Source organism: Leptolyngbya boryana PCC 6306 (assembly GCF_000353285.1).
GTDB lineage: Bacteria > Cyanobacteriota > Cyanobacteriia > Leptolyngbyales > Leptolyngbyaceae > Leptolyngbya > Leptolyngbya boryana.
This window is the reverse complement of the sequence record NZ_KB731324.1, coordinates 5,068,471-5,093,994: the sequence shown is the minus strand read 5'-3', so window position 1 is coordinate 5,093,994 and position 25,524 is coordinate 5,068,471. Positions and strand designations below refer to the sequence as shown.

At 46.7% G+C, this 25,524-nt stretch carries 18 protein-coding genes; 8 read left to right on the top strand and 10 right to left on the bottom strand.

From position 1 onward, the window contains the following. Positions 1-168: 168 nt before the first annotated feature. Positions 169-2,142, bottom strand: a complete 1,974-nt coding sequence (locus LEPBO_RS0125475) for a hypothetical protein (RefSeq protein WP_017290422.1) — start codon at positions 2,140-2,142, stop codon at positions 169-171. 497 nt (positions 2,143-2,639) lie between these two features. Between LEPBO_RS0125475 and LEPBO_RS0125470 the strand changes: the two genes are divergently transcribed. After that, a complete protein-coding gene (locus LEPBO_RS0125470; protein ID WP_017290421.1) occupies positions 2,640-3,626 on the top strand; it encodes an integron integrase in 987 nt (328 codons plus the stop codon). Positions 3,627-3,701: 75 nt separating this feature from the next. Here the strand turns inward: LEPBO_RS0125470 and LEPBO_RS0125465 are convergent, their stop codons facing one another. After that, positions 3,702-5,009 (bottom strand): homoserine dehydrogenase, encoded by a 1,308-nt coding sequence (locus tag LEPBO_RS0125465; RefSeq protein ID WP_017290420.1) that lies wholly within the window; start codon positions 5,007-5,009, stop codon positions 3,702-3,704. A 114-nt stretch (positions 5,010-5,123) separates the two neighbouring features. Beyond that, a complete protein-coding gene (locus tag LEPBO_RS0125460) occupies positions 5,124-5,423 on the bottom strand; it encodes a hypothetical protein (RefSeq protein WP_017290419.1) in 300 nt (99 codons plus the stop codon). 121 nt (positions 5,424-5,544) lie between these two features. Here LEPBO_RS0125460 and LEPBO_RS0125455 point away from each other — a divergent pair, with 121 nt between their 5' ends. Further along, entirely contained in the window at positions 5,545-6,459 is a 915-nt protein-coding gene (locus tag LEPBO_RS0125455) for a ChaN family lipoprotein (protein WP_197693238.1), read from the top strand. Here LEPBO_RS0125455 and pgsA read toward each other — a convergent pair. From pgsA to LEPBO_RS0125440, 3 genes are all read right to left on the bottom strand, one after another. Next, entirely contained in the window at positions 6,452-6,970 is a 519-nt protein-coding gene (pgsA, locus tag LEPBO_RS0125450) for a CDP-diacylglycerol--glycerol-3-phosphate 3-phosphatidyltransferase (protein WP_017290417.1), read from the bottom strand. The genes LEPBO_RS0125455 and pgsA overlap by 8 nt on opposite strands. 87 nt (positions 6,971-7,057) lie before the next feature. Next, positions 7,058-7,828 (bottom strand): sugar transferase, encoded by a 771-nt coding sequence (locus LEPBO_RS0125445; RefSeq protein WP_225885674.1) that lies wholly within the window; start codon positions 7,826-7,828, stop codon positions 7,058-7,060. A gap of 125 nt (positions 7,829-7,953) precedes the next feature. Beyond that, positions 7,954-9,012, bottom strand: a complete 1,059-nt coding sequence (locus LEPBO_RS0125440; RefSeq protein WP_017290415.1) for a hypothetical protein — start codon at positions 9,010-9,012, stop codon at positions 7,954-7,956. Between the two features lie 374 nt (positions 9,013-9,386). On the opposite strand from LEPBO_RS0125440, the gene LEPBO_RS0125435 reads away from it, so the two are divergent. Beyond that, positions 9,387-10,091, top strand: coding sequence for a Crp/Fnr family transcriptional regulator (locus tag LEPBO_RS0125435; RefSeq protein WP_017290414.1), 705 nt, complete (start codon positions 9,387-9,389; stop codon positions 10,089-10,091). Between the two features lie 54 nt (positions 10,092-10,145). On the opposite strand, the gene glcF is transcribed toward LEPBO_RS0125435, so the two are convergent. Next, on the bottom strand, positions 10,146-11,474 hold the full coding sequence (gene glcF, locus LEPBO_RS0125430) for a glycolate oxidase subunit GlcF (protein ID WP_017290413.1): 1,329 nt from the start codon (positions 11,472-11,474) through the stop codon (positions 10,146-10,148). A gap of 2 nt (positions 11,475-11,476) precedes the next feature. Next, complete coding sequence (locus LEPBO_RS0125425) at positions 11,477-12,742, bottom strand: FAD-binding oxidoreductase (protein ID WP_017290412.1); 1,266 nt, start codon at positions 12,740-12,742, stop codon at positions 11,477-11,479. A gap of 191 nt (positions 12,743-12,933) precedes the next feature. Here LEPBO_RS0125425 and LEPBO_RS40335 point away from each other — a divergent pair, with 191 nt between their 5' ends. The 3 genes from LEPBO_RS40335 to LEPBO_RS0125410 are packed head-to-tail and all read left to right on the top strand — an operon-like array spanning position 12,934 to position 17,778. After that, positions 12,934-15,939 carry a PAS domain S-box protein gene (locus LEPBO_RS40335; RefSeq protein ID WP_017290411.1) on the top strand — a complete coding sequence of 1,002 codons (3,006 nt, stop codon included), beginning with the start codon at positions 12,934-12,936 and terminating at the stop codon, positions 15,937-15,939. 2 nt (positions 15,940-15,941) lie between these two features. After that, a complete protein-coding gene (locus LEPBO_RS0125415) occupies positions 15,942-17,072 on the top strand; it encodes a hybrid sensor histidine kinase/response regulator (protein ID WP_026148917.1) in 1,131 nt (376 codons plus the stop codon). After that, entirely contained in the window at positions 17,050-17,778 is a 729-nt protein-coding gene (locus LEPBO_RS0125410; RefSeq protein WP_017290409.1) for a response regulator transcription factor, read from the top strand. The genes LEPBO_RS0125415 and LEPBO_RS0125410 overlap by 23 nt, the downstream gene beginning before the upstream one ends. Positions 17,779-17,904: 126 nt before the next feature. Here LEPBO_RS0125410 and rpe read toward each other — a convergent pair whose 3' ends face one another. Further along, positions 17,905-18,600 carry a ribulose-phosphate 3-epimerase gene (rpe, locus tag LEPBO_RS0125405; RefSeq protein ID WP_017290408.1) on the bottom strand — a complete coding sequence of 232 codons (696 nt, stop codon included), beginning with the start codon at positions 18,598-18,600 and terminating at the stop codon, positions 17,905-17,907. Between the two features lie 127 nt (positions 18,601-18,727). On the opposite strand from rpe, the gene LEPBO_RS0125400 reads away from it, so the two are divergent. Both LEPBO_RS0125400 and LEPBO_RS38260 read left to right on the top strand, forming a co-directional pair. Beyond that, positions 18,728-20,329 carry a S8 family serine peptidase gene (locus LEPBO_RS0125400; RefSeq protein WP_144056271.1) on the top strand — a complete coding sequence of 534 codons (1,602 nt, stop codon included), beginning with the start codon at positions 18,728-18,730 and terminating at the stop codon, positions 20,327-20,329. 131 nt (positions 20,330-20,460) lie between these two features. Beyond that, the gene (locus LEPBO_RS38260) at positions 20,461-21,717 is read left to right on the top strand and encodes a serpin family protein (protein ID WP_081614769.1); all 1,257 of its coding nucleotides are present in this window, start codon (positions 20,461-20,463) and stop codon (positions 21,715-21,717) included. A 58-nt stretch (positions 21,718-21,775) separates the two neighbouring features. Here LEPBO_RS38260 and LEPBO_RS0125390 read toward each other — a convergent pair whose 3' ends face one another. Further along, entirely contained in the window at positions 21,776-25,288 is a 3,513-nt protein-coding gene (locus LEPBO_RS0125390) for a WD40 domain-containing protein (protein ID WP_017290405.1), read from the bottom strand. Between the last annotated feature and the right edge of the window lie 236 nt (positions 25,289-25,524).

Below are 25,524 nucleotides of genomic sequence, written 5' to 3'. Positions count from 1 at the left end.
CGTGCATGGGCGTTGTTAGCTTGCGATTGCTGTGTGTGAGTGCATTGCTCAGACATTAAAACCTCGATATCTATTGCTGCTAAAACCTGTAGATACTGGGTTTAGAACCTCAAACTAACCTACAAGATTAGTAATTGCACTCAAATAGAAAAAAGACGAGAAACTGCATCAGCCTCTGTGCCAAAGACGAAAACCAAGACCACCTAGAGATAAATCATTTTCATACCAAGTTACTATTTTACCTCGTACAATGTCTTGAATAAAGAAACAACAAGGGTAGTCACCCGACTTCATTACACCTACATATGGATTAGCAGCTAGTAGTTTGCCAGATGGGACAAATGGTATAGGCACTGGTGAACCTTCGAGTTTTTCGTACTTGTACTCAACATTCCAAGCACTGTCAATTGTAAAAGAGGCAGAGTTTCCCCAGAGATACTTTCCATCCCATTGACAAGAGTTTTCGCTACTATTACTACTATCTGGAAAAATATCTGAGGAGTGTGTAGATGGCTGGAATTCCAATCGATAAACTTTATTTTCCTTAAAGCCTTTGAAAAACAAATACGTTGTTTCTGTTTCATCAGATGATGATTTTAATCGGAGGAAAAAAACCATCGGATTAGCGATGATTACGTCAAATGCTTGCCCTCTATAGTCTGCTTTAGTATACGTTTCATTAAAGCAAACATGATTATTTCCATAGACAAGTTCTTTATCAAACTGAAATATATTAGCAACATTTGACATAAGGTCAAGAGGCTCGGGATAGACAGAGATTTCAACAGCCATTGTCTGTATTGATTTCATCCAATAAGGAAAGTCAAAATTAGGAATCCAAGGGTGAGCTAGATTATGATCTCTACATATAGGCATAAGAAACCAGTGTTGAGCTTTTCCATACACCTCAATATCGGAATATAAACAAACATGCCCACCTACAACAGGTTCTTTAGTATGTGGAGTAAGTATTGGATTTGAAGTGTCTACTTGGCATTTTGTAATACACATTTCATATTTAGATAAAACATGATCTATGATCCCAATCCAAGGTAATGAGAAACGACGAGATCGTCGATCTTTAGAAGACTTAGAAATGCCGCACAACTTCGTTCCAGAATCGAAGGAAATTGGCTCTGCGAATAGGGCAGTAATGTGTGGAGAAGCTTCCTCCACGGTCTTTTGCTCATCTGTCGATATTTGAGCCAAATTTAGTACAAAGCTCTCTCTAGACCATAAATCACTAATCAAATTTCCATCTGGTTTTGAAATCCCAATACAGGCAAACCCTTCTTCTCCAATACATTTAGGAACAAATGGAAGAGGTGGCATTGGATCGCCCGGCTCATTACCTTTACCAATTTCAGTATATTTTTTGAATCGTTCAACAATCAAAGGTATGAGTTCATTTGGAGGTATAGATCCAAAACCTGATGAACTTGATGAGCCTGATGAACCGCTCTGATTGCTACAAGCTTGAGTTGCTTTTACTGAATCACTAACCACATAGGCTACCGCTGCTGTATTTAGTACAACTTCAGCAATGAAGGCAGAACCATCGGTCAAAAAAAGTGCGGCTACCTGAGCCACAACCGCCACTCCTGTAACTGTCCAATCCCACCAAGTCATGCTGCTTTGGATTGCGGCAACTACAGCCTTAACCATTCCTGCTTTATAGGCTTCTGAGGCGATACTAAAGATGGCTTTTGCTTTTGCAGAAATGTCCTTTGCAGCATTTAGGCTATTAAATAATTTCAGAAAACTCTGTTCAACAACCTCAGATCCCAAAAGCCTTAACACAGCCTTATCAGCAGCTTCTTGGGCACTTACATGTATCCCAACGAAGCCGAGCAACATAAAAATTACATCAACAATTACGACTGCCATTGCCTCTTCGCAAGGTGGAATGCTAATGAGTGCAGTTTCGTAATAGGCTGTAGCACTAGCGGTTGGAACTGGAGGAGCTTGGATGAGCCGTTCATCAACCATGAAATCAAAAACCTGCCTCTCAATCTCCTCGTTTGAAGTGTTCTGCAATTTTTGGTCATTAGGAAAGTGAGCTTTAAAATCTACAATTGCCTTCTGAATTGCACTTGTATCAATCGACTCTGGGACATATTTCCTAATCATCAAAGTTGTCATTTCTCAAATCCTTTGAAGCGTCTGATAGTTTAGAGACTGTGTGTTTTATTAGCGTAATTTGATGTGATGAAACAAACAGATGAATTTTAAGTACTATTTTTTCTTACCAAGAACGAAGCCAGCTAACGATTGAGTTGAACCGCACCAAGTTAATCAAGCAACACCAACTAAAGTTGGTAGTGCGGTTAACGTCACGACTATTTTCAACGTGTCGGTTCCAACGAAATGTTCTACGGAACTGGGCGGATGTAGTGTTCCCAATGGGTAACATTTATATCCAGTTCTCGTGGAACTATTATTTGGACTGAAAGTTTCCGCCTAAGATCCCAATTTAAGGCACTTAGCCTGAATTTTTCTGCCTAAGTCCGGATTGAGCCACTTAGCCCGACACGATTTCCGCATAATACCCCTCGACAGGGATCTTAGGCGGAAACTTTCCGTATTTCTTCCAAAAGAGAACCTGTTCCTGTCTGCCTAAGATCCTGAATAACAGAATTATGGAGTTAGGATTTGCCCTGATGGAGCCACGACCCAGAAAACTGCTCGAACAAGTCTCTGACCTGTTGCGGGTGAAGCATTATTCATATCGCACTGAACAAACTTACATTCAATGGATTCGGCGCTACATCCTATTTCATAACAAGACTCATCCCAAAGATATGGGAAGTCCAGAAATTGAAGCATTTTTAACGCATCTTGCAGTACAGGAACAGGTAGCAGCTTCTACTCAAAATCAAGCTCTCAGCGCCATTTTGTTTCTCTACCGCGAGGTGTTACGCCAAGAATTAGATGCTTCCATTGATGCCGTTCGAGCTAAGCAACCGCGTTACTTGCCGACCGTGCTGACCAAGGAGGAAGTCAGGGCTGTGATTAGCAATTTGTCTGGCGTGTATCAGCTTGTGGTGCAGGTTCTCTATGGCAGTGGGGTGCGGTTAAATGAAGGGTTAAACATCCGGATCAAAGATCTCGACTTCGCTCAACAGCAAATTATCGTTCGCACTCCAAAAGGTGTTGAGAGCCGAGTCACGATGTTGCCCGCTAGCTTGAATGAACCCCTGAGAGAGCATCTACAACGGGTACGTCGATTGCACCAGCAAGACATAGCACAAGGTTATGGGGCTGTGCATTTACCCTATGCGTTAGCCCGGAAGTATCCCAATGCGGAACGATCGTGGGTGTGGCAGTTTGTTTTTCCATCAGATCGTCGCTGTCGTGATCCTCGAACCTCGCAAATCAATCGCTACCATCTGCATGAAAGCGGAGTGCAAAAAGCCCTCAAGCAAGCAGTGTTTGCTGCAAGAATTCAGAAACGAGTCGGCTGTCATACCTTTCGCCATAGTTTTGCAACTCATTTACTGGAAGCGGGATACGATATCCGCACGGTGCAAGAATTACTAGGGCACAAGGATGTGAAGACGACGATGATTTACACTCACGTTCTTAATCGGGGTGGAAAAGGGGTGCGAAGTCCACTTGATTCTTAGCGCGATCGCACTCCTCTAGCTTTCTCAAAAGATAAAAGATTTTGAGCAACATCCTGGGCAGTTTGATTACGCTGTCTAAAGAACACGTAGAACACTAGCGACTTTTTCGATCTCCTTCATCTCCTCAATCTCTTTCAGCGCATTGCGGAAATTTCCTTCTTGAACTTCATGCGTTACAACTACAATTTCGGCGGCTCCATCTCGGAAGCCTGCTTGCACCACAGATTCCAGGCTGACTTCGTGATCGCCGAAGCAAGTGCCAATCTTTCCAATTACCCCTGGATAATCCCGAGTTAGAAAACGAGCATAAAAGCGCGTATAAAGATCTGACATGGGTGCGATCGCACAGTAATGCTGATGCGCACAAGCGATTAAAGGATCAAGAATGGGAGGCTGACCTGCTAGCTCTGATAGATCAGTCTTCAACAAGGCAGCAATGTTCAAGACATCTGCAACCACAGCACTTGCTGTCGGTCCTGCGCCCGCACCCCGCCCGAAAAACATCACCTGTCCAACCGGATCGCCTTCGATCAAGATTGCGTTATATACATCATTTACACTTGCCAAGGGGTGAGCTTTTGGAACTAACGTTGGATGAACTCTCACCTCAAGCTCTTCTTCACTCGCTTTCCGTTTCGCGATCGCCAACAGTTTAATCACAAACCCTAACTTCTCGGCATAGCCAATCTCGATCGCGCTCACATGGCGAATCCCTTCACAATAGACCTCTGGCAATTTGATCCGTCCGCCAAACGCCAAAGATGCCAAAATCGCAATCTTATCCGCTGCATCTAATCCATCGACATCGGCAGTTGGATCAGCCTCAGCATATCCAAGCTTTTGGGCATCCGCGAGAATTTCAGCAAAATCACCCCCCTCAAGCTGCATCCGCGTCAGAATATAGTTCGTGGTTCCATTGATGATGCCTGTGACCGTGCGAATCCGATTCGAGCAAAGCGACTGTTTAATCGGAGCAATCACAGGAATTCCGCCCCCAACTGCGGCTTCTAACAAGACATGCACTCCTGCTTCGGTCGCTGCTGTAAAAATCTCATCGCCAAATTTTGCGATCGCGGCTTTGTTTGCCGTCACAACATGCTTTTTATGCTGAATCGCTTTCAGCATTAACGATCGAGCAGGCTCCAACCCACCCATCACTTCGATCACAATATCAATGTCTGGATCAGTGACGATCGACTCTAAATCCGTTGTGAGAATTTCTTTAGGAATCCGAGGATCACGAGGCTTATCGAGCGATCGCACGCCCACTTTATGAATGACTAATTCTTGTACTAAAGGGTGACGCTGAGCCGGATCGCCCAGAATTTCGACTGTTCCAAGTCCGACTGTTCCCAATCCTAATAAACCGACTTTAAACGCCACAGCTTTTTTCCCACTACAACAGATCTTCCATTTTATGGGAAGGGAAGACCCTGAAGAAACCGCGATCGCGCTTTAGGCGATCGCGGTTTCTTCATCAACTGGGCTAAAAACGAATTAATCAGGTAAGTCTACTCGATTGCCGCTGTTATCTTCGTAATAGATCGGTGGCTCAACTGCGAAATTGTTGATTTGACCCGATTCAGTAATCACATAGCCGTCTGTCGTTTTCAAATCAGTCTCCGCCTCAGCTTCGACTGCTGCCTCAAGATCATGCACATTCCGCTCTACATCTACTCCAGACGGAATCCGCTCATCGGGTGGATTGACATCGGTCGGCTGTGCAGTCTGAACTGCCCAATGGTCGTTTCCTGCTGCCCCTTTTCCTGGTTCTGCTGCTTTTGGATCGGTTGCCATATCGATTCGCCCCAAAAATGTTATCTGTTTCTGACAGTAGCTCGATCAAGGTCGGCAAAATTCCCTCGATCGAGGTAGCCCGACGGTACCTTAAGGTAGAAAAGCACGAGCAATCTACGGCATGATGAGAGCAGTTTGTCTACGATCGCTCATGGCAAGAAATTTTTTCACAACTGGGTGCGCTTTATCCCTAAGTTTGCTAGTTCTCTGGATTGCACCTGCTTGTGCTCAACCCATTTCTACTGAGGTTTCCGTTAGTACCCCAACTCAATCACAGCTTGACCCTCAAACCGTGATCCAGCAACTCGCCAAGTCGAGAGTGATATATCTAGGCGAAACTCATGACAGCAAGGAAGATCACCAAGCTCAAATAGAATTGCTGAAAGCTTTACATCAGCAGAATCCTAAGTTAGCGATCGGTCTCGAAATGTTTCAACGCCCATTTCAATCAGGCTTAGATCGCTATCTTGCAGGAGCGATAACCGAGGAAGCGCTGCGAGAATCCACCGAATACGATCAGCGATGGGGGTTCCCCTGGGAGTTTTATGCGCCGATCGTTGCCTTCGCCAAAGAAAACCAGCTCCCGATCGTGGCTTTGAATGCGCCGACTGAAGTGACTCGCAAAGTTTCGCGTCAAGGGCTGAACAGTCTGACACCTGAAGATCAGCGCTACATTGCCCCCATTGCTGAAATTCGCCTTGAGCCAACTCGATATCGCGATCGCCTCCGCACAATATTCGATAGCTTTCACAGTCGAAAAGGCAACAATCGCGGATTTGAACGATTTTTTGAAGCTCAAGTTTTATGGGACGAAACGATGGCAGACGCGATCGCGCAATTTTTGAAAAAAAATCCCGATCGACAAATGGTCATCCTCGCGGGTCAAGGGCATGTTGTTTATGGCGATGGAATTCCTAGTCGAGTCGCACGTCGTCTGCCCAAAATCAAGCAATCTACGATCTTGCTCAATCCTCCGGTCGAATTTTTGCAAGAAAAAGAGATCGCAGATTATTTCTGGAAGAATCGCACTAAGTAGTCTTCGGAGGAAATAAATAGATCGCACCTGAGATCCAGGTCAACGCAACCGAAACCCAAAACAGACTTACGGATAAGAGTTGCCATTGCTGCGGTAATGGGGCGATCAGCAGCGCGATCGCAGCAATCTGACTCACCGTTTTGAGCTTGCCCCAGAAATTTGCTCCTTGCACCGATTTTTGCAGATTCGGATCAACGCGCCATCCTGCGATCGTCAATTCCCGCGCCAAAATCATAAACACTCCCCAAGCCGGAATCTGCTGCAATTCTACCAACGAGAGTAAAGGAGCCAGCACCAAGAGTTTATCCACCAATGGATCAAGAAATTTACCTAAATCCGTCACTTGATTGAGCTTTCGTGCCAGATAGCCATCGACCCAATCGGTTCCAGCAGCAATGAGAAAAACCCCGACCATTATCCAGCGAGTCTCGATCGTCGGAGACTGCAAGCCATAGAGCAAAATCGGCACACCGAGCAGGCGCGACACTGTAATCCAAGTTGGCAGATTCATAAAACGATTGACATAAAAAAATTGGAAGAATCCAAACAGGACTCTCCCAATTATCAAGCTAAAGGAGTTACCGAACGCTGGCAAGCCTTAACAAGCACCATCCTTCTTGAGGACAACTGCAACCGTCTTGAAAATTAATTGCAAATCGTAGAGTACTGACCATTTGCGCTGATATTCCAAATCCATTTCGACGATGCTTTCAAAATCGCTGACATTAGAGCGCCCGTTTGCCTGCCATTCTCCCGTAATGCCGGGTTTCACTCTCAAGCGTTTCCAGTGATGTGCTTCATAGGCTTTCACTTCGTCAACGGTCGGCGGACGGGTTCCAACCAGACTCATTTCACCTCGCAACACATTCCAGAATTGCGGAAACTCATCTAAGCTAGTGCGACGTAAAAACTTACCTACCCGAGTAATTCTCGGATCGTCTTTGCTCTTGAAGATATTGCCCTTCGCCTCATTCTGAACCAGATGCTTCAAATTCTCGGCATTCGTCACCATCGAGCGAAACTTCCAGATACGGAACGGACGACCATTTACACCGCAACGAATTTGGCTGTAGAAGACTTTGCCCGGATTATCAATTTGGATCGCGATCGCAATCGGAATCAAAATCAAGCCTGTGATTAACAAGCCAACCGCAGCGCCTAAGATGTCGATCGTACGCTTGAGTTTACTCTGCACTGAAGCATGAGGTAGACGGACTTCAGGACTTAGGCGGAGGGCATGGCGCGCTGAGGCACCTTCTTGAGAATTGAGACGAGAAGCAGGAAAGTGGGAGGGAGGAAGTTCAGTAAACGTCATCACGGAGATAGCCAGGTAGTAGGATTCGGAGAACTCATCTGTCACTATATTCATGCCTACTGATCCCGAACCTGACATCCCGTAAGGGTTTGTCTAAACTTTGAACTGCCGCTCAATTGTATGAAGTTTGAATGTTGATAAGGGAAAATCCGCCTTTTCAGTGATGAAACGCTTCCAACTCAGCCATTAGGCGGATTTTTCGATTCCTCAAGAAATAAATTTTCGATGCCCTCCAAGGTGAAAATAATGGGTTCCTCAGCACTCGGAGTGCTCTGAGACGAGTGAGGGACAGACGGATTTAACTGTTCTAACGTGGTTTCTTGGCTCAACTCGGAATAAGCCATTGCATCGATCGTCGGTTCAACCTTGGGTGAACCCGCCTGAAACAGACTTTTGAGGTCAGATGGGATGTCCCGACCACTGCTGATCCCGTTTTGAGGCGGAGCCGCTGGAATCGACAGTGGAAATTCATCGACTTCCACTTCTAATTGATCGATGAGTTGAGTCAATACAGTAATGGTTTCAAGCGAGGACGATCGTTCCGACTTGATCTGATTCGGGACGAATTCAGTCCCGGCATAAGGCATCCTGAAAGCCTCTGGTGAAATGGACGGGTCAGAGGCTTGTAGAAAGGTCGAGGCATCTCTCCCCATCTGGGCTGCCAATCGCCCGACAATTCCAGAAAACATCGCTTCACTCTGCTGTCCCAGACTATGCAGTTTATCGATACCTTGGGACAGAGAATCCTGATACGCCTGAATGTCTTTTTGCAGAGATTCAAAGACGACATGCAGAGTTGTATCTAAAGTCGTCAGCGCTTGATCAGCTTGATTCACATCAGGTAGACCAGGTTGCGAAACTGCTTCAGTCGGCGCGGGTTGCTCTAGCATTTGGCGATGTGCTTCGAGTTGACGAATTTCTTTGATGAGCGCGTTTCGCTGCTGCATTAAGGTTGCAACTTCAGCGTGCAGTGGATGTAGCAGGGTCGATCGCAAAGCATTCATTTCTTGGATCACAGATTGCATGACATCCTGAGCTTGAGCCTCAGTTTTCGTCGTCTGATCGGCTTGATTGAGGTGCGATAATACGGCTTCTAAATAAGCTCGAACTTGTTTGAGAACTTGGCGCTGCCGGGCAATTTGTGCCGCAGATCCCCAAGGCAATCGAGGACTCCGCTGAGCGAGAACATCTTGCACTTCCGTCAGCAAACGCTGAATTTGATCTTGATTAGCAGTCACAACAAAAAACCCTTGAGTAAAAATTCGGCAAGACCGGACTTGGCTTGACTCTCAACTTATCTTTAAGGTTGCCCGAACTGCGTCATCTGTTGCCAGTGTTACAGGGAATTACACGATCGTTCTATTTCACGAAACAAAGCTTTACGCCAAAATCAGGAGAATTTTCAGGTTGAATTTTAGATTTTGCGGTTTGGCGGGTGACGAATTTGGCTAAATTCATGCCAAATTCTACAAACCATCTAAAATATGTCTAAATTGCTGAGGAGCGCGGCTGTGCAATCGTTGAGGTGAATGGGCATTCTAGCCTCGTCCCTCATTATGTCATTTGGGTCATCTCGCGCTCATTTTCATGCCGCACTCTGGTTATACCCTCAATGGAAGACCGATTCACAACTCTCCGCGACACGACGATTAACGCTTCGATCCGTTCAGCCCCGTTCTTTGAGGGGTTGCCTGAAAGTGCGATCGAAAAAGCGATCGCCCATGTCGTCATGCGAAACCATCCTGCGAATCAAGTGATCCTGCTAGAGAATGATTGGGGTAGCTCGGTCTACTTCATTCTCAGCGGTTGGGTGAAGATTCGCACCTATAACCTAGATGGCAAAGAAGTCACCCTGAATATTTTGGGCAAAGGTGAGCTATTTGGCGAAATGGCTCCGCTCGATGAAGTTCCGCGATCGACCGATGTGATTACGCTGGCTCCCACCGTGATTGGCAATATGCCCGCTCAAGATTTTGTGCAATTGTTAGGGTCTGAGCCAGAAGCCGGAATTCGGTTGGCGCAATTAATGGCGCGACGGTTGCGCCAAGTGAATCGACGCTTGAGATTGCGCGAGTCGGATAGTACATCGCGGGTCGCGGACATTCTGTTGTTCTTAGCGGATGGTCAAGGGAAGCGCAGTCCATCTGGAACAGAGATTCCAAACTTACCGCATCGAGAACTCAGTAGTTTGAGTGGATTAGCACGCGAGACAGTAACGCGAGTGTTGAGCAAGTTAGAGAAAAAAGGACTGATCGTGCGAGATCGAGATGTGCTGTGCATTCCCGATGCTCATGCTCTAGAACGGCTCATGATTTAGCATCATGCGTCAAGATTTTAAGGCTCCAAGATTTCTCAAATCTTGGAGCCTTTTTTATAGCTGAATGCCGCGAATTGAATAATCTAACAATTGCATCGGATGCAGCACCGGAACTGCTTTGCCCTGCAGTTTCAAATGTCGAGAAATTTGCACATAACAGCCAATATTTGCCGATGCGATGACACTCGCACCTGTATTCGTTAAATTCTCAACCTTTTGCTGCCCTAACTCATTCGCCACTTCTGGCTGAAGAATATTGTAGATGCCAGCACTTCCACAGCAGAGTGCAGCATCGATGGGTTCACGCAATTGTACGCCCGGAATTTTTCTGAGCAGTTGTCGAGGTTGAACGCTGATCTTTTGACCGTGCAGCATGTGGCAAGCATCCTGATAAACCAGAGTTAGCGGCTGTGCTTGTAGGGGAGAAAGCTTTGCCGTTAAGCCGACTTCGGCAAGAAATTCTTGCACATCTTTCACCTTTTTAACAAAGGCCTTTGCTGGCTCTGCATAATTCGGATCGTCTTGCAGAATGTGACCATATTCTTTCAGCGTATGACCGCACCCGGAGGCATTGACCAAAACGGCATCAACCTCAGTGTTGGCAAAGGTATCAATCATCTGGCGGGCAAAGTGTTTCGCCTGTTCTTCTTGCCCTTGGTGATGAGACAGCGCGCCACAACAGCCTTGAGTTTGGGGCACAAGGACTTCACAGCCGTTTGCGGTTAAAACCCGCACAGTCGCATCGTTGACCTCTGGATTAAATAATCTCTGCACACAGCCGAGCAGCATTCCGACTCGATAGCGTTTTTCGCCTTGGGCAGGAATGAGAGCCGGAATGGTATCGGTAAACGCTTTCGCTGGAATATCTGGCAGAATGGCTTCCATCGCAGACAGTTGAGGCGCGATCGCGCTCAAAAATCCCATCGATCTAACGATTTTTTGTAATCCCGACTTCTGATAAATGCCCAACGGTCGCAGCAACGCCCGCATCCGATTCGGATAAGGAAAGACCGAGAAAATAAATTGGCGTAACAGCTTTTGCGGCAGCGATCGCGCATCTTGTCGCTCCACCTGCGGACGAGTCGCGGCAATGAGCTGGTCATATTGCACCCCCGACGGACAAGTCGTGACGCAAGCCAAACAGCCCAAACACGAATCAAAATGCTGAATCGTTGCGGGGTTCAGTGGAATCTCACCTTCGTTGATCCCATCCATCAAATAAATTCGTCCTCTGGGCGAATCCATTTCTTTACCGATGACCCGGTAACTGGGGCAGGTTGATAGACAAAAGCCACAATGCACACAAGAATCGATCAGCTTCGGATCAGGAGGATTTTGGGCATCGAAGCCGCCAGAATTTTTAGCTGGATTAGAAGTTTGCATTCTTAAATTCCGCCGACAAAACGATGAGGACTAAACAGGGTTTGCGGATCAAATTGAGCTTTGACGCGCTGCATCACGTTCAGAGCATTGCCAGAATAACCCCAAACATCAAGCTGTTGCTTAAACGCGATCGAGCCTTGCAACACAGACAGATATCCTCCACTCGCAGCACAAATCGATCGCGCTTGGAGAATTTGCGTAGAGCGCGCATCGGTGACACTCAACTGCCCAATGCCGCTTCCGGCATGAATCACCACTTCCGCAGCTGGCAAGATTGATGCGAGTTGATCCAAAACCGTCACTGCGCTCGACGGTCTAACTCCTATTTTGCAAACAATTGTGTTCCTTTGGTCAGAGACATCCATATGATCATGAAATGTCTGCCATAGATCTGCATCTGAAACGGATAAGCCTAGGGCAGTTGCGACTTCTGTGAGCCGCTCAATCTGTAAATTCACGCTTTCAGGAATGCTCTGAAACCGAACGAGTAAGCCCACCGCAGATTTCTCTGTGAGCGAGTGTGAGAGCAGATCAACACTGGTCGGAGTCAACGCTGAACTTAACAGCGTTTGAGCCGCTTGTGCCAGTGAATCTGAATCGCCATAAACCAGAATTGACCGGGTATTTGCTGGGATGGGATAAACTCGCAACGTCGCCTGCGCCAGAATTCCGAGCGTGCCATACGACCCGGTGAGGAGCTTCATCAGATCGTAACCTGCCACATTTTTCACGACTCGTCCGCCTGCTTTGACAATTTCGCCATCGTAGCGAACAAATGTAATGCCCAGTAGCATGTCGCGCACGCTGTTGTAGCGATGTCTGAGCGATCCAGTATCTGCGGTTGCAATAATTCCGCCGAGCGTTGCCCGATCGCGAAATTGCGGATCGATCGCACAAAATTGACCGACTTTTCCCACGATCGCTTGCAATTGCGCAAACGAAATTCCAACTTCAGTCGTCACCGTCAGGTCGCCTTCTGCATGTTCGACTAAGCGATCGAGCTTTTCGGTACTTACAACTAGGGTCACTTCATCGATCACTCCGCCCCAATGCAACTTGGTCGCATGACCACAGGGTAAAATTCGCCATTGATGTTGATAGGCACAGGCGACAATCGCGCCCAATTCCTCGATTGTCGCGGGAGAAACCCAATAAATCCGATCTGGATGAACCAGCGATCGCGAGAGTTGTGTCTGCTGACATTCGGTCAAATCTTGCCAAGACCGAATTTCTGAAATAGAGCCGAGTGTTTGAAGAACTGCTTGCATCCGATAATTTACGTAAGTGCCCGTACGGGAAAATAGTGAGAGCTTTATGAGAAAAATTCGGTTCAGATCCCATTATCTAGGGAATAATGCGCTTATGTTCAAGGCAAAAGGCAAACATGAGAAAACTCGTCTGAATTTCATGTGAATTCTGAAATTCTTGGTTTGCCTTTTTTTATTCTTTGGAACGATCGATGCACCAGATTGATGCGCCGCCAACCCTGACTCAACTTCGCGACCTTTTGAACCGCTCAGATACTAATCTCGCGGAACCCTCTACGATCGAGCTTCTCCACTCGACTTTTACCCAACTCGAATCGACCATAGTTGCCCTTCAGCAAGAACTCCGCCAAGAGAGAGCCGCTCGGCAGCAAGCTGAAGCAGCCCTCCAAAATGCAACCCAACGTAATGACTCTACTGGGTTAAAACACTCTCTAGAATTGACGCAAGCAGTCCTTGAATCGATTACCGATGGACTTTTAGCGATCGACTGTGACGGTAAAATCCTCAGCCTCAATCAAAAATTTCGCCAACAATGGGGGCTTTTAGACCATCCCATGCAGAACGATAGGGATTCTGTCAAAGCATCCTGTGAACTGCTGGTCAATCCAGAGGCGTTAGATCAGCAAATTGAGGCTGAGTACGCAGATTTTGAAATCGAAAATCGTGCGGTAATCCAGTTCAAGGATGGGCGATTTTTGGAGCGATTCTCGAAGCCGTTACGCCTGAATCAAATCACGATTGGACGAGTCATTAGTACGCGAGACATTACAGAACAATACTGTGCTCAACTTGCGCTCACTGAAAGTGAACGGTTATTACGCACCGTTGTTACCAATACGCCAACGATTCTCTATGCGATCGATCAACACGGCGTTTACACATTGGCTGAAGGCAAAGGGTTAGACGCGATCAATCTAAAATCTAGCGATCTCGTTGGCAAATCGATTTACGAGTTCTATCGAGAGTTTCCCAACATTATTCAGGATATCGATCACGTATTGAGCGGCGAAGAACACCGTTCTGTCTTAGACTTCGGAGGCGTAACGTTTGATAACCGCGCGACTCCCCTCTACAATGCCCAACACCAGGTCGTCGGCATGATCGGAGTGGCAACAGATGTCACGGCTCAGCGCCAAGCTGAACGAGCCTTGTATCGAGCCAAACAAGATTTAGAAGTGCGCGTGGCAGCCCGTACCGCCGAACTTCAAGCCTCCAATATCAATTTACAAAGAGAAATTAATCAGCGAAGACGCATCGAGCAAAGCCTGCTCGAGAAGCAAAATTGTCTGGAATTGTTGAATCGCCTCTCACAAGGAACGACAGCTGGATTGTCGGTAGAAGCATTGATCAAGTTAGCGATCGACGAAACCGCACAACTCTTTCCAGAGGTGCGCGTGCTCTATGGCGTGATCGAATCGCGGCAGATCAAGGTACTTCATTCTGCACAGCGCGATGAGATGCCCGCTCTAACTGGAATCTTAGAAGGACTTTATCTCACACCTCAATACTTAGCACTGGTTGCCGAACGGAATCCGGTGCTGATCGAAGATGTACTGCAAGAGCCTGCCCTTGCATCTATGTCCACTGAGATGCTCAAGCGCAGAACACGCGCGATCGCTATGATTGCAGTGCAGCATACCGCCGATCAGATTGCCATTTTGTCACTCAATGCTGCCTATCCAAAACAATGGTCTTTCTGTGAAGCACAGACGCTGACAGAAGTATCGAATTATTTGTCGATCGTGCTGCAAAAAATCCGCGCCCAGGAAGAACGCCAAAAAGCTGAAGAGCGCTTGAAGTTATTTAAGTCGGTTGTGATCAATGGCAATGATGCCGTCATTATTACAAATGCCGACGTTGATGAACCCAAGATTAGCTATGTCAACGAAGCGTTTATCGAATCAACCGGCTACACCCCCGAAGAAGTGATTGGAAAAACGCCACATATTCTGCAAGGAGAGCGAACAGATCGGGCGCAATTGGCACGAATTCGCGAAGCAATGCACGAAGGTAGAGCAATTCAAGTTGAGATCATGAACTATCGCAAAGATGGTTCAGAATACTGGGCAGATTTAAACATTGTGCCGATTTCAGATGCGCGTGGGACTTTGACTCACTTTGTCGCGCTACAGCGAGATATTACCGATCGCAAATGGTCAGAAAGAGCATTACTCGCGACTCAAGCAAGATTAAAGTATCTACTGTCTTCAAGTCCTTCTGTGATCTATACCTGCCAGCCGAAACGGAATCGAGCTTGTACCTTCGTGAGTGAGAATATCACGCGGCAATTGGGGTATGAGATCTGGCAATATCTCAAAGATCCACATTTTTGGATTGATCATATTCATCCTGAAGACTTGCCTAACGTTTTAGAACATCTCGATCGACTCACAGAAACGGGTGGAGCCACGTGCGAGTATCGTTTCTTGCATCAAGATGGGTCTTATCGCTGGCTCCGAGACGATATGAAATTACTCAGTGATCAATCGGTCGAAGTGATTGGGTCGGTCGTGGATATTAGCGATCGCAAACGGGCAGAAGAACAAATTCGGGCATCGCTGCAAGAAAAAGAAGTGATGCTGAAAGAAATTCATCATCGAGTCAAAAATAACCTGCAAGTTGTGTCAAGTTTACTCAAGTTACAAGCAGGCTACATTGACGATAAACGCATTGTCGAAGTCTTTAAGGAAAGCCAAAATCGGGTGAGCGCAATGGCGCTGATTCACGAAAAACTTTATCAATCTGAAGATCTAGCGAAAACTAATTTTTCAGAGTATATTCAAAGTCTGGTGACGGCTCTATTTCGGTCTTATTCCGCACATTCGCGTGCCATTCAACTCCGGTTAGATGTCCAGGATGTCAGGCTAAGTATCGATACCGCGATTCCCTGCGGTTTGATTATCAATGAGCTGGTTTCCAATGCTCTGAAATATGCATTCCCAGTTGGTGAGCCTGGCGAGATCTATATCAAACTTCAGGCGCAAGAAGTTGATGCCCACGAATCACTCCGATATCAACTTATCGTCGGTGACAATGGTCGAGGATTTCCTTCAGACCTCGATTTCCGTAATACAAAATCGCTTGGTTTGCAGCTTGTCTGCTCTCTCATTCGACAGCTTCGAGGGGAGATAGACCTCACAAGCAATTCGGGCGTTCAGTATACGATGTGCTTTATGGAACAGAAGATCAGGGTTTAGATATGTCTACTGCTAGGGTGTTAATTGTAGAAGATGAGAGTATTATTGCGCTGGATATTCAAACGAGTTTGCAATCAGCAGGGTATCAAGTGGTGTCGATCGCGGCGACTTCAGAAGAGGCTCTAGATGATACGGCAAATTTTCAACCCGATCTTGTGCTGATGGATATTCGCTTACATGGCGAAATGGATGGGGTTGAAACGGCTGAACAAATTCGCCAAAAGTGGCGGCTCCCTGTCGTGTTTTTAACCGCTCATGCAGACGAAAATACGCTATCTCGCGCGAAACAGTCTCAACCCTTTGGTTATATCTTGAAGCCCTTTGAAGATCGAGAGTTAGTCACCACGATCGAGATTGCGCTCTCGCGACATAAAGCTGAAACAGCGGTTCGAGCCGCCCTGGAAAAGGAGCGAGAAATGAGCGAACTCAAGTCTCGATTTGTTTCAGTGGTTTCCCATGAATTTCGCAATCCGTTAAATACGATTCTGTTTTCAACTGAGTTACTTCAACGCTACGGAACTCAACTTAGCGACCAAAAAAAAGAGACCTACCTCGAACGCATTCAAGGGTCGGTCAAACGCATGAATCAGCTTTTATCGAATGTGCTGACTGTCGGCGAAACCGAATCTGGAAAGCTGCAATTCTCTCCGCAACCGATCAATTTAGTTCAGTTTTGCCAGGAATTAGTAGACGAGTTTCATATCGAGGAAAAGCGATCGATTCAGTTCTCACACCGATCCTCTGAGCCGAGCGATTCGTTATTTTGTGTAGACGATCGCTTACTGCGCCACATTTTGACCAATTTGCTCTCGAACGCGGTGAAATATTCTCCAAAAGGAGAAATTGTTGAATTTAAACTGAGCTTGAACCATCAAACGGCAATTTTCTGGGTTCAGGATTATGGAATTGGCATTCCCAGTGGGGATCAAGCTGACTTGTTTCAGTCATTTTATCGGGCGAGCAATGCGCGATCGATTCCAGGAACGGGCTTAGGATTGTCGATCGTCAAACAGTGCGTCGATCTACACGGTGGAACGATTACTGTAGAAAGCGAAGAGAATCAGGGAACTCTGTTTACAGTCACGCTACCGTTAAACAGACAGTCCAAGCATGAAAACAATCCTCGTTATTGAAGACGAACAGACGGTTCGGGAATCGATTTTAGATTTGCTGGAAGCCGAAGGATTTCATGGGATTGGGGGAGAAAACGGTAACGTCGGGGTGCAACTGGCTCAAGAACATCATCCAGATTTGATTTTGTGTGATGTGACGATGCCCGATCTCGATGGTTTCTCAGTTCTCTCACAACTCCGCAAGTCACCGAATACGGCAGGGATTCCGTTCATTTTTCTGACCGCTCGCGGAACAAAAGCCGATCAGCGTCAAGGGATGGAGCTAGGCGCGGATGATTATTTGACAAAGCCTTGTACAGCAACAGATTTGCTTGGTGCTGTGACGGGGCGCTTGGCGAAGTATGCGGCTTTGGCAGAGCGATATCGCCAGGTCTCTGAAGTCTCGCAACCTCAGAAGGCTGACGCGACTTTAGAACCTGTGGATCAGGCAGTTCCTGATTCGGCGAGTGACACAGGGGCGCGTGACGGATTGCTCAATCATTTCTACCAAGAACTTCGGAATCCACTCTCGAATATCAACATGGCGCTGCATTTGTTGAGAACGGAACGGATTGGCTACGAATCGACGATCGCAACGGTTCAACGAGAATACGCGCGGGAGTTGGCAGTGCTGCAAGAGGTTTATAAGTTGCAGGACTATTTGATACCGGAAAGCGCGGAGTTGTTGCGGTGTTGTAATTTGGCTAGTTTGGTTGAGGCTGCCTAGTCGTTGAGCGAATTTGTTGTGGGGAGTGGGGAGAACTCAGACAGCAACTGTTCCCTATCTTCCTATCAGTCCTAAAAAAAAGCCGATCGCACAATGCGATCGGCTTTTTCTTATTCCTTCAGACGATTAGACTTTTGCGAGTTCAGGCGTTGGGCGCTTGCTGTTGCGGATGCCTTCGATCGCGGCTGCGTAATCGGGGGCATTAAATACGGCTGAACCAGCAACGATCGCATTTGCACCTGCTTCGATCACTTGCCAGGTGTTGTTGCCTTTCAGACCGCCATCGACTTCGATCCAGGGATCGAGTCCGCGCTCATCACACATCTGACGCAATTTGCGAATTTTCGGCAATACGCCAGGAATAAAGCTCTGACCGCCAAATCCTGGGTTGACACTCATGATCAACACGAGGTCACACAGTTCCAACACATAGTCAATTAGCTCCAAGGGGCTACCCGGGTTCAGAACAACACCCGCTTTTTTGCCATATTCCTTGATCTGTCCGAGCGTGCGGTGCAAGTGAGGCGAAGCGTTGTGCTCAGCGTGAACATAAATGTGATCCGCACCTGCTTTTGCAAAATCGCCGACGTACTTTTCAGGCTCTACAATCATCAAGTGAACATCGAGCGGCTTCTGAGTCACGGGGCGAATTGCTTCCACGATCAAGGGACCGATCGTGATGTTCGGGACAAAACGTCCGTCCATGACATCAACGTGAATCCAATCGGCTCCGGCTGCGTCAACGGCGCGAATCTCATCGCCCAACCGACTAAAATCAGCAGAGAGAATCGATGGTGCAACTACGATCGGTTTATTGGACATGACGGTTGGTTCCCCTTGAAAAGCTTGAGAATGTGTGATCAGTTTAACAAATTGTGAAGGTTTTCTCTCAGAATTTGGTCAGGGTTTGCACAAATTTTTAGGAATAAATACTTATTAGGGTTGAAAGATGAAGTGGATGGTTGGATTCGGCGGAGTTTTGATCGCGATCGCGGCACAGGCAACGCCTGTTTCGGAAAGCTCGATCGGGAAAGAAGGAATTGACGCACTCCGATTGCAGCAATCTCCTTATGGCTTGACGGGAAAGAAAATCGCGATCGGACAAGTCGAAATCGGTCGTCCGCCGCAATTCGGCATCGATAAAGCAGGGGCGAATAACCAAGTAATTGATTTATCTCGCACTTTTTTCCGCAATCAACCCGCGAAGACGAACACCAATTTAGATACACATGCCGCCCAAGTTGCGAGTGTCATGGTTGGAAATAGCAAGGCTGTTTTAGGAGTCGCTCCCAATGCGCGACTCTTTTCTTCTGCTGCCGCCACTCCACAGCGCAGCGGACAATCAGAGGAATGTCTGTCTGCTCAACATATTGCTTTACAGAATGGGGGGGATGTCCGTGCCGTTAATTTCAGTTTTGGAGAAGCACTCCAGCAAGACCCACGCCCGAATGCGCGATTAGACGGCAATGCGCTCTTAACTCAATGTATTGATTGGCTCTCACAGACCCATAATTCGCTGTTTATTGTGGCAGGAAATCAGGGCAAAGGGGGAATTCCGATTCCGACGGATAACTTTAATGGCATGACTGTTTCATTCACCCGCCGAGTCGGAGAAGAATATACCAAGATCGATTTTTCCAATATTGGCGATACGCATCCTCGACTCTTGAAGCGCAATGATGGAATTGAAACGAGTTTGGGAGGTCGGCGATCGCTGTCTCTCACGGCTCCCGGTAGTAAAATCAATGTCGCAAATCTCAAAGGTGAACAGACGAGCGCAATCGGGTCAAGTTTTGCGGCTCCTCATGTGACGGGAACGGTGGCATTGTTGCAGGAATTTAGCGATCGACAGCTTCGACAAAGTTGTAAAGGCGGTTGTAAATTGCCTTGGACATTAGATGCCCGACGACACGAAGTCATGAAAGCGGTGTTGATGAATTCCGCAGACAAAATTAAAGACAAAGGGGATGGTCGCGCCTTGGGCATGACGCGCACCATCGTTGAAAAAAATAATCAAACCTGGATTGATTCTGATGCGTATAAAAATCCGAAAATTCCTCTGAATATCCAGATGGGTGCAGGACAACTGAATGCGTTTCGCGCCTATCAGCAGTTTAGTGCAGGGCAATGGACACCGAATAAGCCTGTACCTGTGATTGGCTGGAATTACGGCAAGATTGAAGCCGGAAAAGCTGCACAAGATTACATGATCGATCGACCGTTACTTCAAGGCAGCTATGTTGCAGCAACGCTCGCTTGGGATCGATTAGTGGAATTGAACGATAAGAACCGCAACAAAGTTTATGACTTAGGGGAAACGTTTCGCGATCGAGGATTGAATAACTTAGACATCTACTTAATGCGCGCAGAAGACAACGATATTCAGAAAAGTATCTGGTCATCAGTCAGCAGCATTGATAGTGTCGAGCACATTTTTTTCCCCGTTCCGAGTAATGGGCGGTACAAGATTCGCGTTGTTTTCCGTCAAAAAGCCAATGAACCTATTCAATCTTATGCGTTGGCATGGTGGACTGTTCCGTCGCAAAAATAGTAACGGTACCTCTACGCAATTCATTGAGCAGCTAATGTATCAATTAATAACGTGGCGATTTGTACACGATTGAGGTCAAACTATTCGGGATTCAGTCGCTTGAGTTCCGAATTTTCGTGGAGTGATTAACTATGAGAATATCTCAATGGATTGGCTATTCATGCGCTGTAATTCTTGCAATGACTGCGCTATCTTGTTCGACATCAGCAAATTCGCAGAATCCAAAGCAAGCCCTACCAAAACAGCAAGTTCCACCGTCGCTTGAAGTTCCTTCTGTGAATCCAAAACTAGTTGCAGCGAATACGAAGTTTGGATTCAAGTTATTTTCTGAAATTCTTAAAAAAGACAGTCAAAAGAATGTCTTTGTCTCACCTTCTAGTGTTGCGATCGCGCTTTCGATGACCTACAACGGTGCAAACGGCAACACGAAGCAAGCGATGGCAAATGCGCTGCAATTCCAGGGAATGACGCTGGAAGAACTCAATAATTCGCAGCGGAATTTGATGGCAAATTTGACCCAAGTTGATCCGAAAGTGAAATTGTCGATCGCAAATTCGCTCTGGGCAAAAGAAGGCATTGCATTTAATCTCAACTTCTTACAGCAAAATGAGAAATTCTATGACGCTAAAGTCAAAACTTTAGATTTTAAACGACCCACTGCATCTGATGAAATTAACGGTTGGGTCAAAGAAAATACGAATGGAAAAATTGAGAAAATTGTCGATCGTATTACTCCTGAGCATATGATGTTTTTGATCAACGCCATTTATTTCAAAGGGGCATGGTCGAATGAATTTGATCAGAAAAATACAGAAAATCGTCCATTTTCCCTAACAAATGGCACGAAGAAACAAGTTCCACTGATGAAGCGGCAAGGAGAATATCGCTACTCAGAAACCGACCAGTTTCAAGCGATTAGTTTGCCGTATGGCAATGGGCGAATGAGCATGTATGTGTTTTTGCCAAAGTCAAATCTGACTGCATTTCAAAAGAGTTTGACGGCTGAGAATTGGCAAACCTGGATGAAGCAATTTTCGAGTCGTGAAGGTCAGATTCAACTGCCTCGATTCAAGATGGATTATGAGGTGGATCTAAAAACGGCGTTGTCCGCTTTAGGAATGGGTCTTGCGTTTCAAGATGCCGCAGATTTCTCGAATTTAAGTAAAGCCACAACGAAAATCGATGAGGTTAAACATAAGACGTTCGTTGAGGTCAATGAAGAAGGAACGGAAGCGGCGGCAGTCACCTCAGTAGGAGTTGTTGCGACTTCGGCTCAAATTCAAGAAGAGCCGTTTAAGATGATTGTCGATCGACCATTCTTCTGCGCGATTCGAGACAATCAAACGGGTGAAATTTTGTTCATGGGTTCGATCGTGAATCCAGAATAATGTTGTATGCTCAGCACTCCAAACTCTTTAGTATTTTAGAGTTCTGAGCATACGATCGCTACTCAACTGCACCCAAAGCTTTCAACGTTGTCTTTTGTGCATTCGTTACCCCGCTCACCTGAGTAATCTTCATTCCATCATAAGGTTGTGGTTTTTGCAGGACTTTCATACAGTCCCCCGATTCTACATTCCATAAACGCACCGTTTGATCTTCGCTGCCACTGGCAAGAATCGAACCGTCATTATTGAATTTAACTGACCAAATGCGATCGCGATGTCCTCTCAAAATTCGACATTCGCCCGTTTTGAGATGCCAAACTTTCACAAGCTGATCAATTCCACCACTCGCAACCCGATCGCCGTTTGGAGAAAATGCCACTGAAGCAATCCGCTCATCTGCTGGCAAGACCATCACACATTCTCCAGATTTGATGTCCCAAATTCTCACAGTTCCATCTTCACTGCCACTGACTAACTGTTTGCCATCGGCTCGAAACGCGATCGACATTACCCGATTCGTATGTCCTTGCAAGGTTTTGATGCATTGCCCAGTCTGGGGATTCCAGAGATGAATATTGTGATTTTCTTCTCCACTGGCAAGGAACTGTCCATCTGAACTGTAATCGATCGCCCAAATTCGACTCTGAGCCGCAAGAATCTGTAAACACTCACCTGTTCTAGGATTCCATACTCGAATGGTTTGATCAAAGCTGCCACTCGCAACCGTTTCTCCATCCGGGCTAAAGGCAACTGACCAAACCCAGTTCGTGTGCCCGCGTAAAACTTTTAGGCATTGATTCGTCGATCGATTCCACACCCGAACCGTGTGATCAAAACTGCCGCTCGCAAGTAGTCGATCGTCAGGACTAAAAGCAATTGTCCAGACCCAATTCTCGTGACCGTAAAAACTATTGAGACAAGTTCCAGTCGAACTATCCCACAGATTAACCGTGTGATCAGTGCTAGTACTCGCCAGTAGAGAATCATCAAAGCTAAATGCAACGGATAAAACGAAGTTCGTATAGCCTTGCAGCGTCTTGCAACATTCTCCAGTTTGCGTATGCCAAAGTCGAACAGACTGATCTGCGCTCCCACTCGCAATCATGTTGCCACAAGGGCTAAATGTTGCAGAGCGTACGACTCCTCGATGCTGTTGTAATGTTTTGAGGCACTTTCCAGTCGCCGCATCCCAGAGCTTAATCGTCTCATCAAAGCTACTGCTGAGAATTGCCTGACCATCTGGGCTAAAAGTGACGCATCTCACTTGTTCTAAATGCCCTGAAAGCGTCTTTACACAGTGAGTGGTTTCAATATCCCAAAGCTTGATTGTGGCATCTTCACTCCCAGTAACAAGCATCAAGCCATCAGGACTAAACGCAACACTTCGGACGGTGTTCGTATGTCCTTCAAACGTTTTCAAACAGGCTCCAGTTTCCACATCCCAAAGCTTCATGGTGCGATCGTCACTTGCGCTGGCTAGGAATTTTCCATCCGGGCTAAAAGTAACTTTGCAAATCCAGTGCTGGTGACCTTCGAGTGTTCGGATCGGCTGATTCGTGTGTAGATTCCACAGGCGAATCGTGCGGTCGGCACTACTACTCGCAAGAATGCGATCGTCAGGAGAAATCGCGATCGAAATTGCCCAGTCTTGATGATCGCTGAACGTCCGCAAACATTCGCCTGTTTTTGCATGCCAAACTTTCACCGTATTGTCGCCACTTGCTGAAACGAGCCATTGACTATCTGACGTGAAAGCAACTTCACACACCCAATGCTGGTGTCCTTCACACGTGAGTAATTTCTGCCAATCTGAAACCCGCCAGAGATGAATGGCTCCAGCCGTATCACTCGCTGCCAAAATCTCGCCATCTGGACTAAAAGCAACCGACCAAACATTCCCCAACACTTCTGAGAACACAGACTTTCTCAAATCAGCTTGAGTAAAATTGACGCGATGTAAATCTACACCTTGCAAATAGGCTTGCCAAACTGCTAGCTCTGAAAAGTCGTAGCCTGTTAGATCCGTTTTCAAACAGCACAGCATATTGAGAATATTTCCGGCTGCATATCCCGGCGCGCAGCCTACTTGCTCTCGGAGCTTACCGAGCATTCGTTTGAGCTTTGCTTCGACATCCGTTTGACAGTGAAATGGAGCCAATAATCGATCGAGTAACGGCTGTAGGATCATGCGAATTTGACGATCGCGAATATGATCTTCCACATTCGCCTTCATCAACGCATGAGACATCAACAGTTGAACATTCTCGGTACAAAGCTCTTGAAAAATGCGATCGCTCAATCGCTCAATCACATATTCCATCACCACAGGCTGCAAGGTAAATTTCGAGCCTTGCTTTTCGACGATCGGGCGACGCGCTAAAGAAGCTAAAGCCTCAATTAAGTAACGCTTCGGAATCGCTGGAACAATATCCTCTGCTAGCTCAGATAAAGCAGTTCCATCGCGATTGATCGCAATCCAATACATAATGTGCTGCTCAAGCTGCGATAAGCGATCGAACTGTTCATCTAGCAAATCTGAAATTCCACCAAATACAGACGTTCCTTCGGTCAGAAATTCCGCCACACTGCCATCAAAAAGGTCTTGAATGGTCGATGCCGCAATTTTTAGCGCGAGTGGATTACCACCATAGAGATTGTTCAATCGCGCAAAAATTGCAAAATCGACTCTCAACTGTTTCGGTTTCAGCAGTTCTTCTGCTTCTGACGTATCCAATCCGTCTAGGCGAAACGATCGCACAAACTGACCTTCTAATGCTGCGACTTCTTTCGGCTTTTCGCGACTCGTCAAAACGAGACAGCTTTGATGTACCGTTTCCCCAATCCGACGAAATAACTCTCCGTAAGATTCATACCCACTCGGGTAATGTCCAGTTCGATCTCCTCCCTCTAAAATAGATTCAACATTATCGAGGATCAACAGACAGCGCGACGATCGCAAATAGTACATCAGCCGTCCTAATTTCCCATCGACGGTATCGGGGATCTCAGTTTCCTGTTGGCGTGATAGAAATGGAATCCAGTCTGACAAGATGACATCTAAAGGGGGCGCATCTTGCAGCGATCGCCAAATTACCGCCTCAAACTTCCCTTGTACCTGCTGGGCTAACTTGACCGAGAGAGCCGTTTTGCCGATTCCGCCCATACCGAGAATCGTCACAAATCGACATTGCTCTGCTGTCAACATGTGATCGAGTGCGCTAAGTTCTTGTGTCCGCCCACAAAAGCTAGACACATCCACTGCCTCACCCCAATCGACGAGCGATGATTCGATCACGGTTGGGATCGCTGGAATTTTTGCCTCTACCCATTGCCGGAGCACGACCCGAAAATTACTTTTCGTGACACGTTGTCCTAAGCGATCGGACAAGATTTGCCACAATTGTGAGCCAACGAGCTTCACATAATCCGGATCATAATCTTCAGTGGTTGCAATCTGTTCATAGGTCAGCCCTTCCCAGGCAGATCGAAACACTATCTCTTGTAAATGCGTCAAGCGATCCTGCTCGAACACCTGATCCAACACGCTGAGTGCATTCTCGATCGTAATCACGGTAGTTCACCCTTTCTGATTATTCTCGCTATGAGCGATATTGACAGCTTCAAGCGAAGTCAGGGAAATTACGGACACCTTAATTTTCCGCTAAGTTGCCGTGTCACGAAATAACGTTTTATAACCCTAAACTCCTAACTTTTTCTCACGGTCAAACGCGTTTAAATTGCGTACCTTCAGATTAGGCAAGGGTGAGTCGGGTGCATAAAACCAAAACATCAACCGTATTCAGCCTT

Coding starts and splice junctions, on each gene's coding strand:
- glcF (WP_017290413.1), bottom strand. CDS start 11,474: ATGCAAACTTCTAATCCAGCTAAAAATTCTGGCGGCTTCGATGCCCAA.
- rpe (WP_017290408.1), bottom strand. CDS start 18,600: ATGTCCAATAAACCGATCGTAGTTGCACCATCGATTCTCTCTGCTGAT.
- pgsA (WP_017290417.1), bottom strand. CDS start 6,970: ATGAATCTGCCAACTTGGATTACAGTGTCGCGCCTGCTCGGTGTGCCG.
- LEPBO_RS0125425 (WP_017290412.1), bottom strand. CDS start 12,742: ATGCAAGCAGTTCTTCAAACACTCGGCTCTATTTCAGAAATTCGGTCT.
- LEPBO_RS38260 (WP_081614769.1), top strand. CDS start 20,461: ATGAGAATATCTCAATGGATTGGCTATTCATGCGCTGTAATTCTTGCA.
- LEPBO_RS0125415 (WP_026148917.1), top strand. CDS start 15,942: ATGTCTACTGCTAGGGTGTTAATTGTAGAAGATGAGAGTATTATTGCG.
- LEPBO_RS0125460 (WP_017290419.1), bottom strand. CDS start 5,423: ATGGCAACCGATCCAAAAGCAGCAGAACCAGGAAAAGGGGCAGCAGGA.
- LEPBO_RS0125470 (WP_017290421.1), top strand. CDS start 2,640: ATGGAGTTAGGATTTGCCCTGATGGAGCCACGACCCAGAAAACTGCTC.
- LEPBO_RS0125400 (WP_144056271.1), top strand. CDS start 18,728: ATGAAGTGGATGGTTGGATTCGGCGGAGTTTTGATCGCGATCGCGGCA.
- LEPBO_RS0125455 (WP_197693238.1), top strand. CDS start 5,545: ATGATGAGAGCAGTTTGTCTACGATCGCTCATGGCAAGAAATTTTTTC.
- LEPBO_RS0125475 (WP_017290422.1), bottom strand. CDS start 2,142: ATGACAACTTTGATGATTAGGAAATATGTCCCAGAGTCGATTGATACA.
- LEPBO_RS40335 (WP_017290411.1), top strand. CDS start 12,934: ATGCACCAGATTGATGCGCCGCCAACCCTGACTCAACTTCGCGACCTT.
- LEPBO_RS0125435 (WP_017290414.1), top strand. CDS start 9,387: ATGGAAGACCGATTCACAACTCTCCGCGACACGACGATTAACGCTTCG.
- LEPBO_RS0125410 (WP_017290409.1), top strand. CDS start 17,050: ATGAAAACAATCCTCGTTATTGAAGACGAACAGACGGTTCGGGAATCG.
- LEPBO_RS0125445 (WP_225885674.1), bottom strand. CDS start 7,828: ATGAATATAGTGACAGATGAGTTCTCCGAATCCTACTACCTGGCTATC.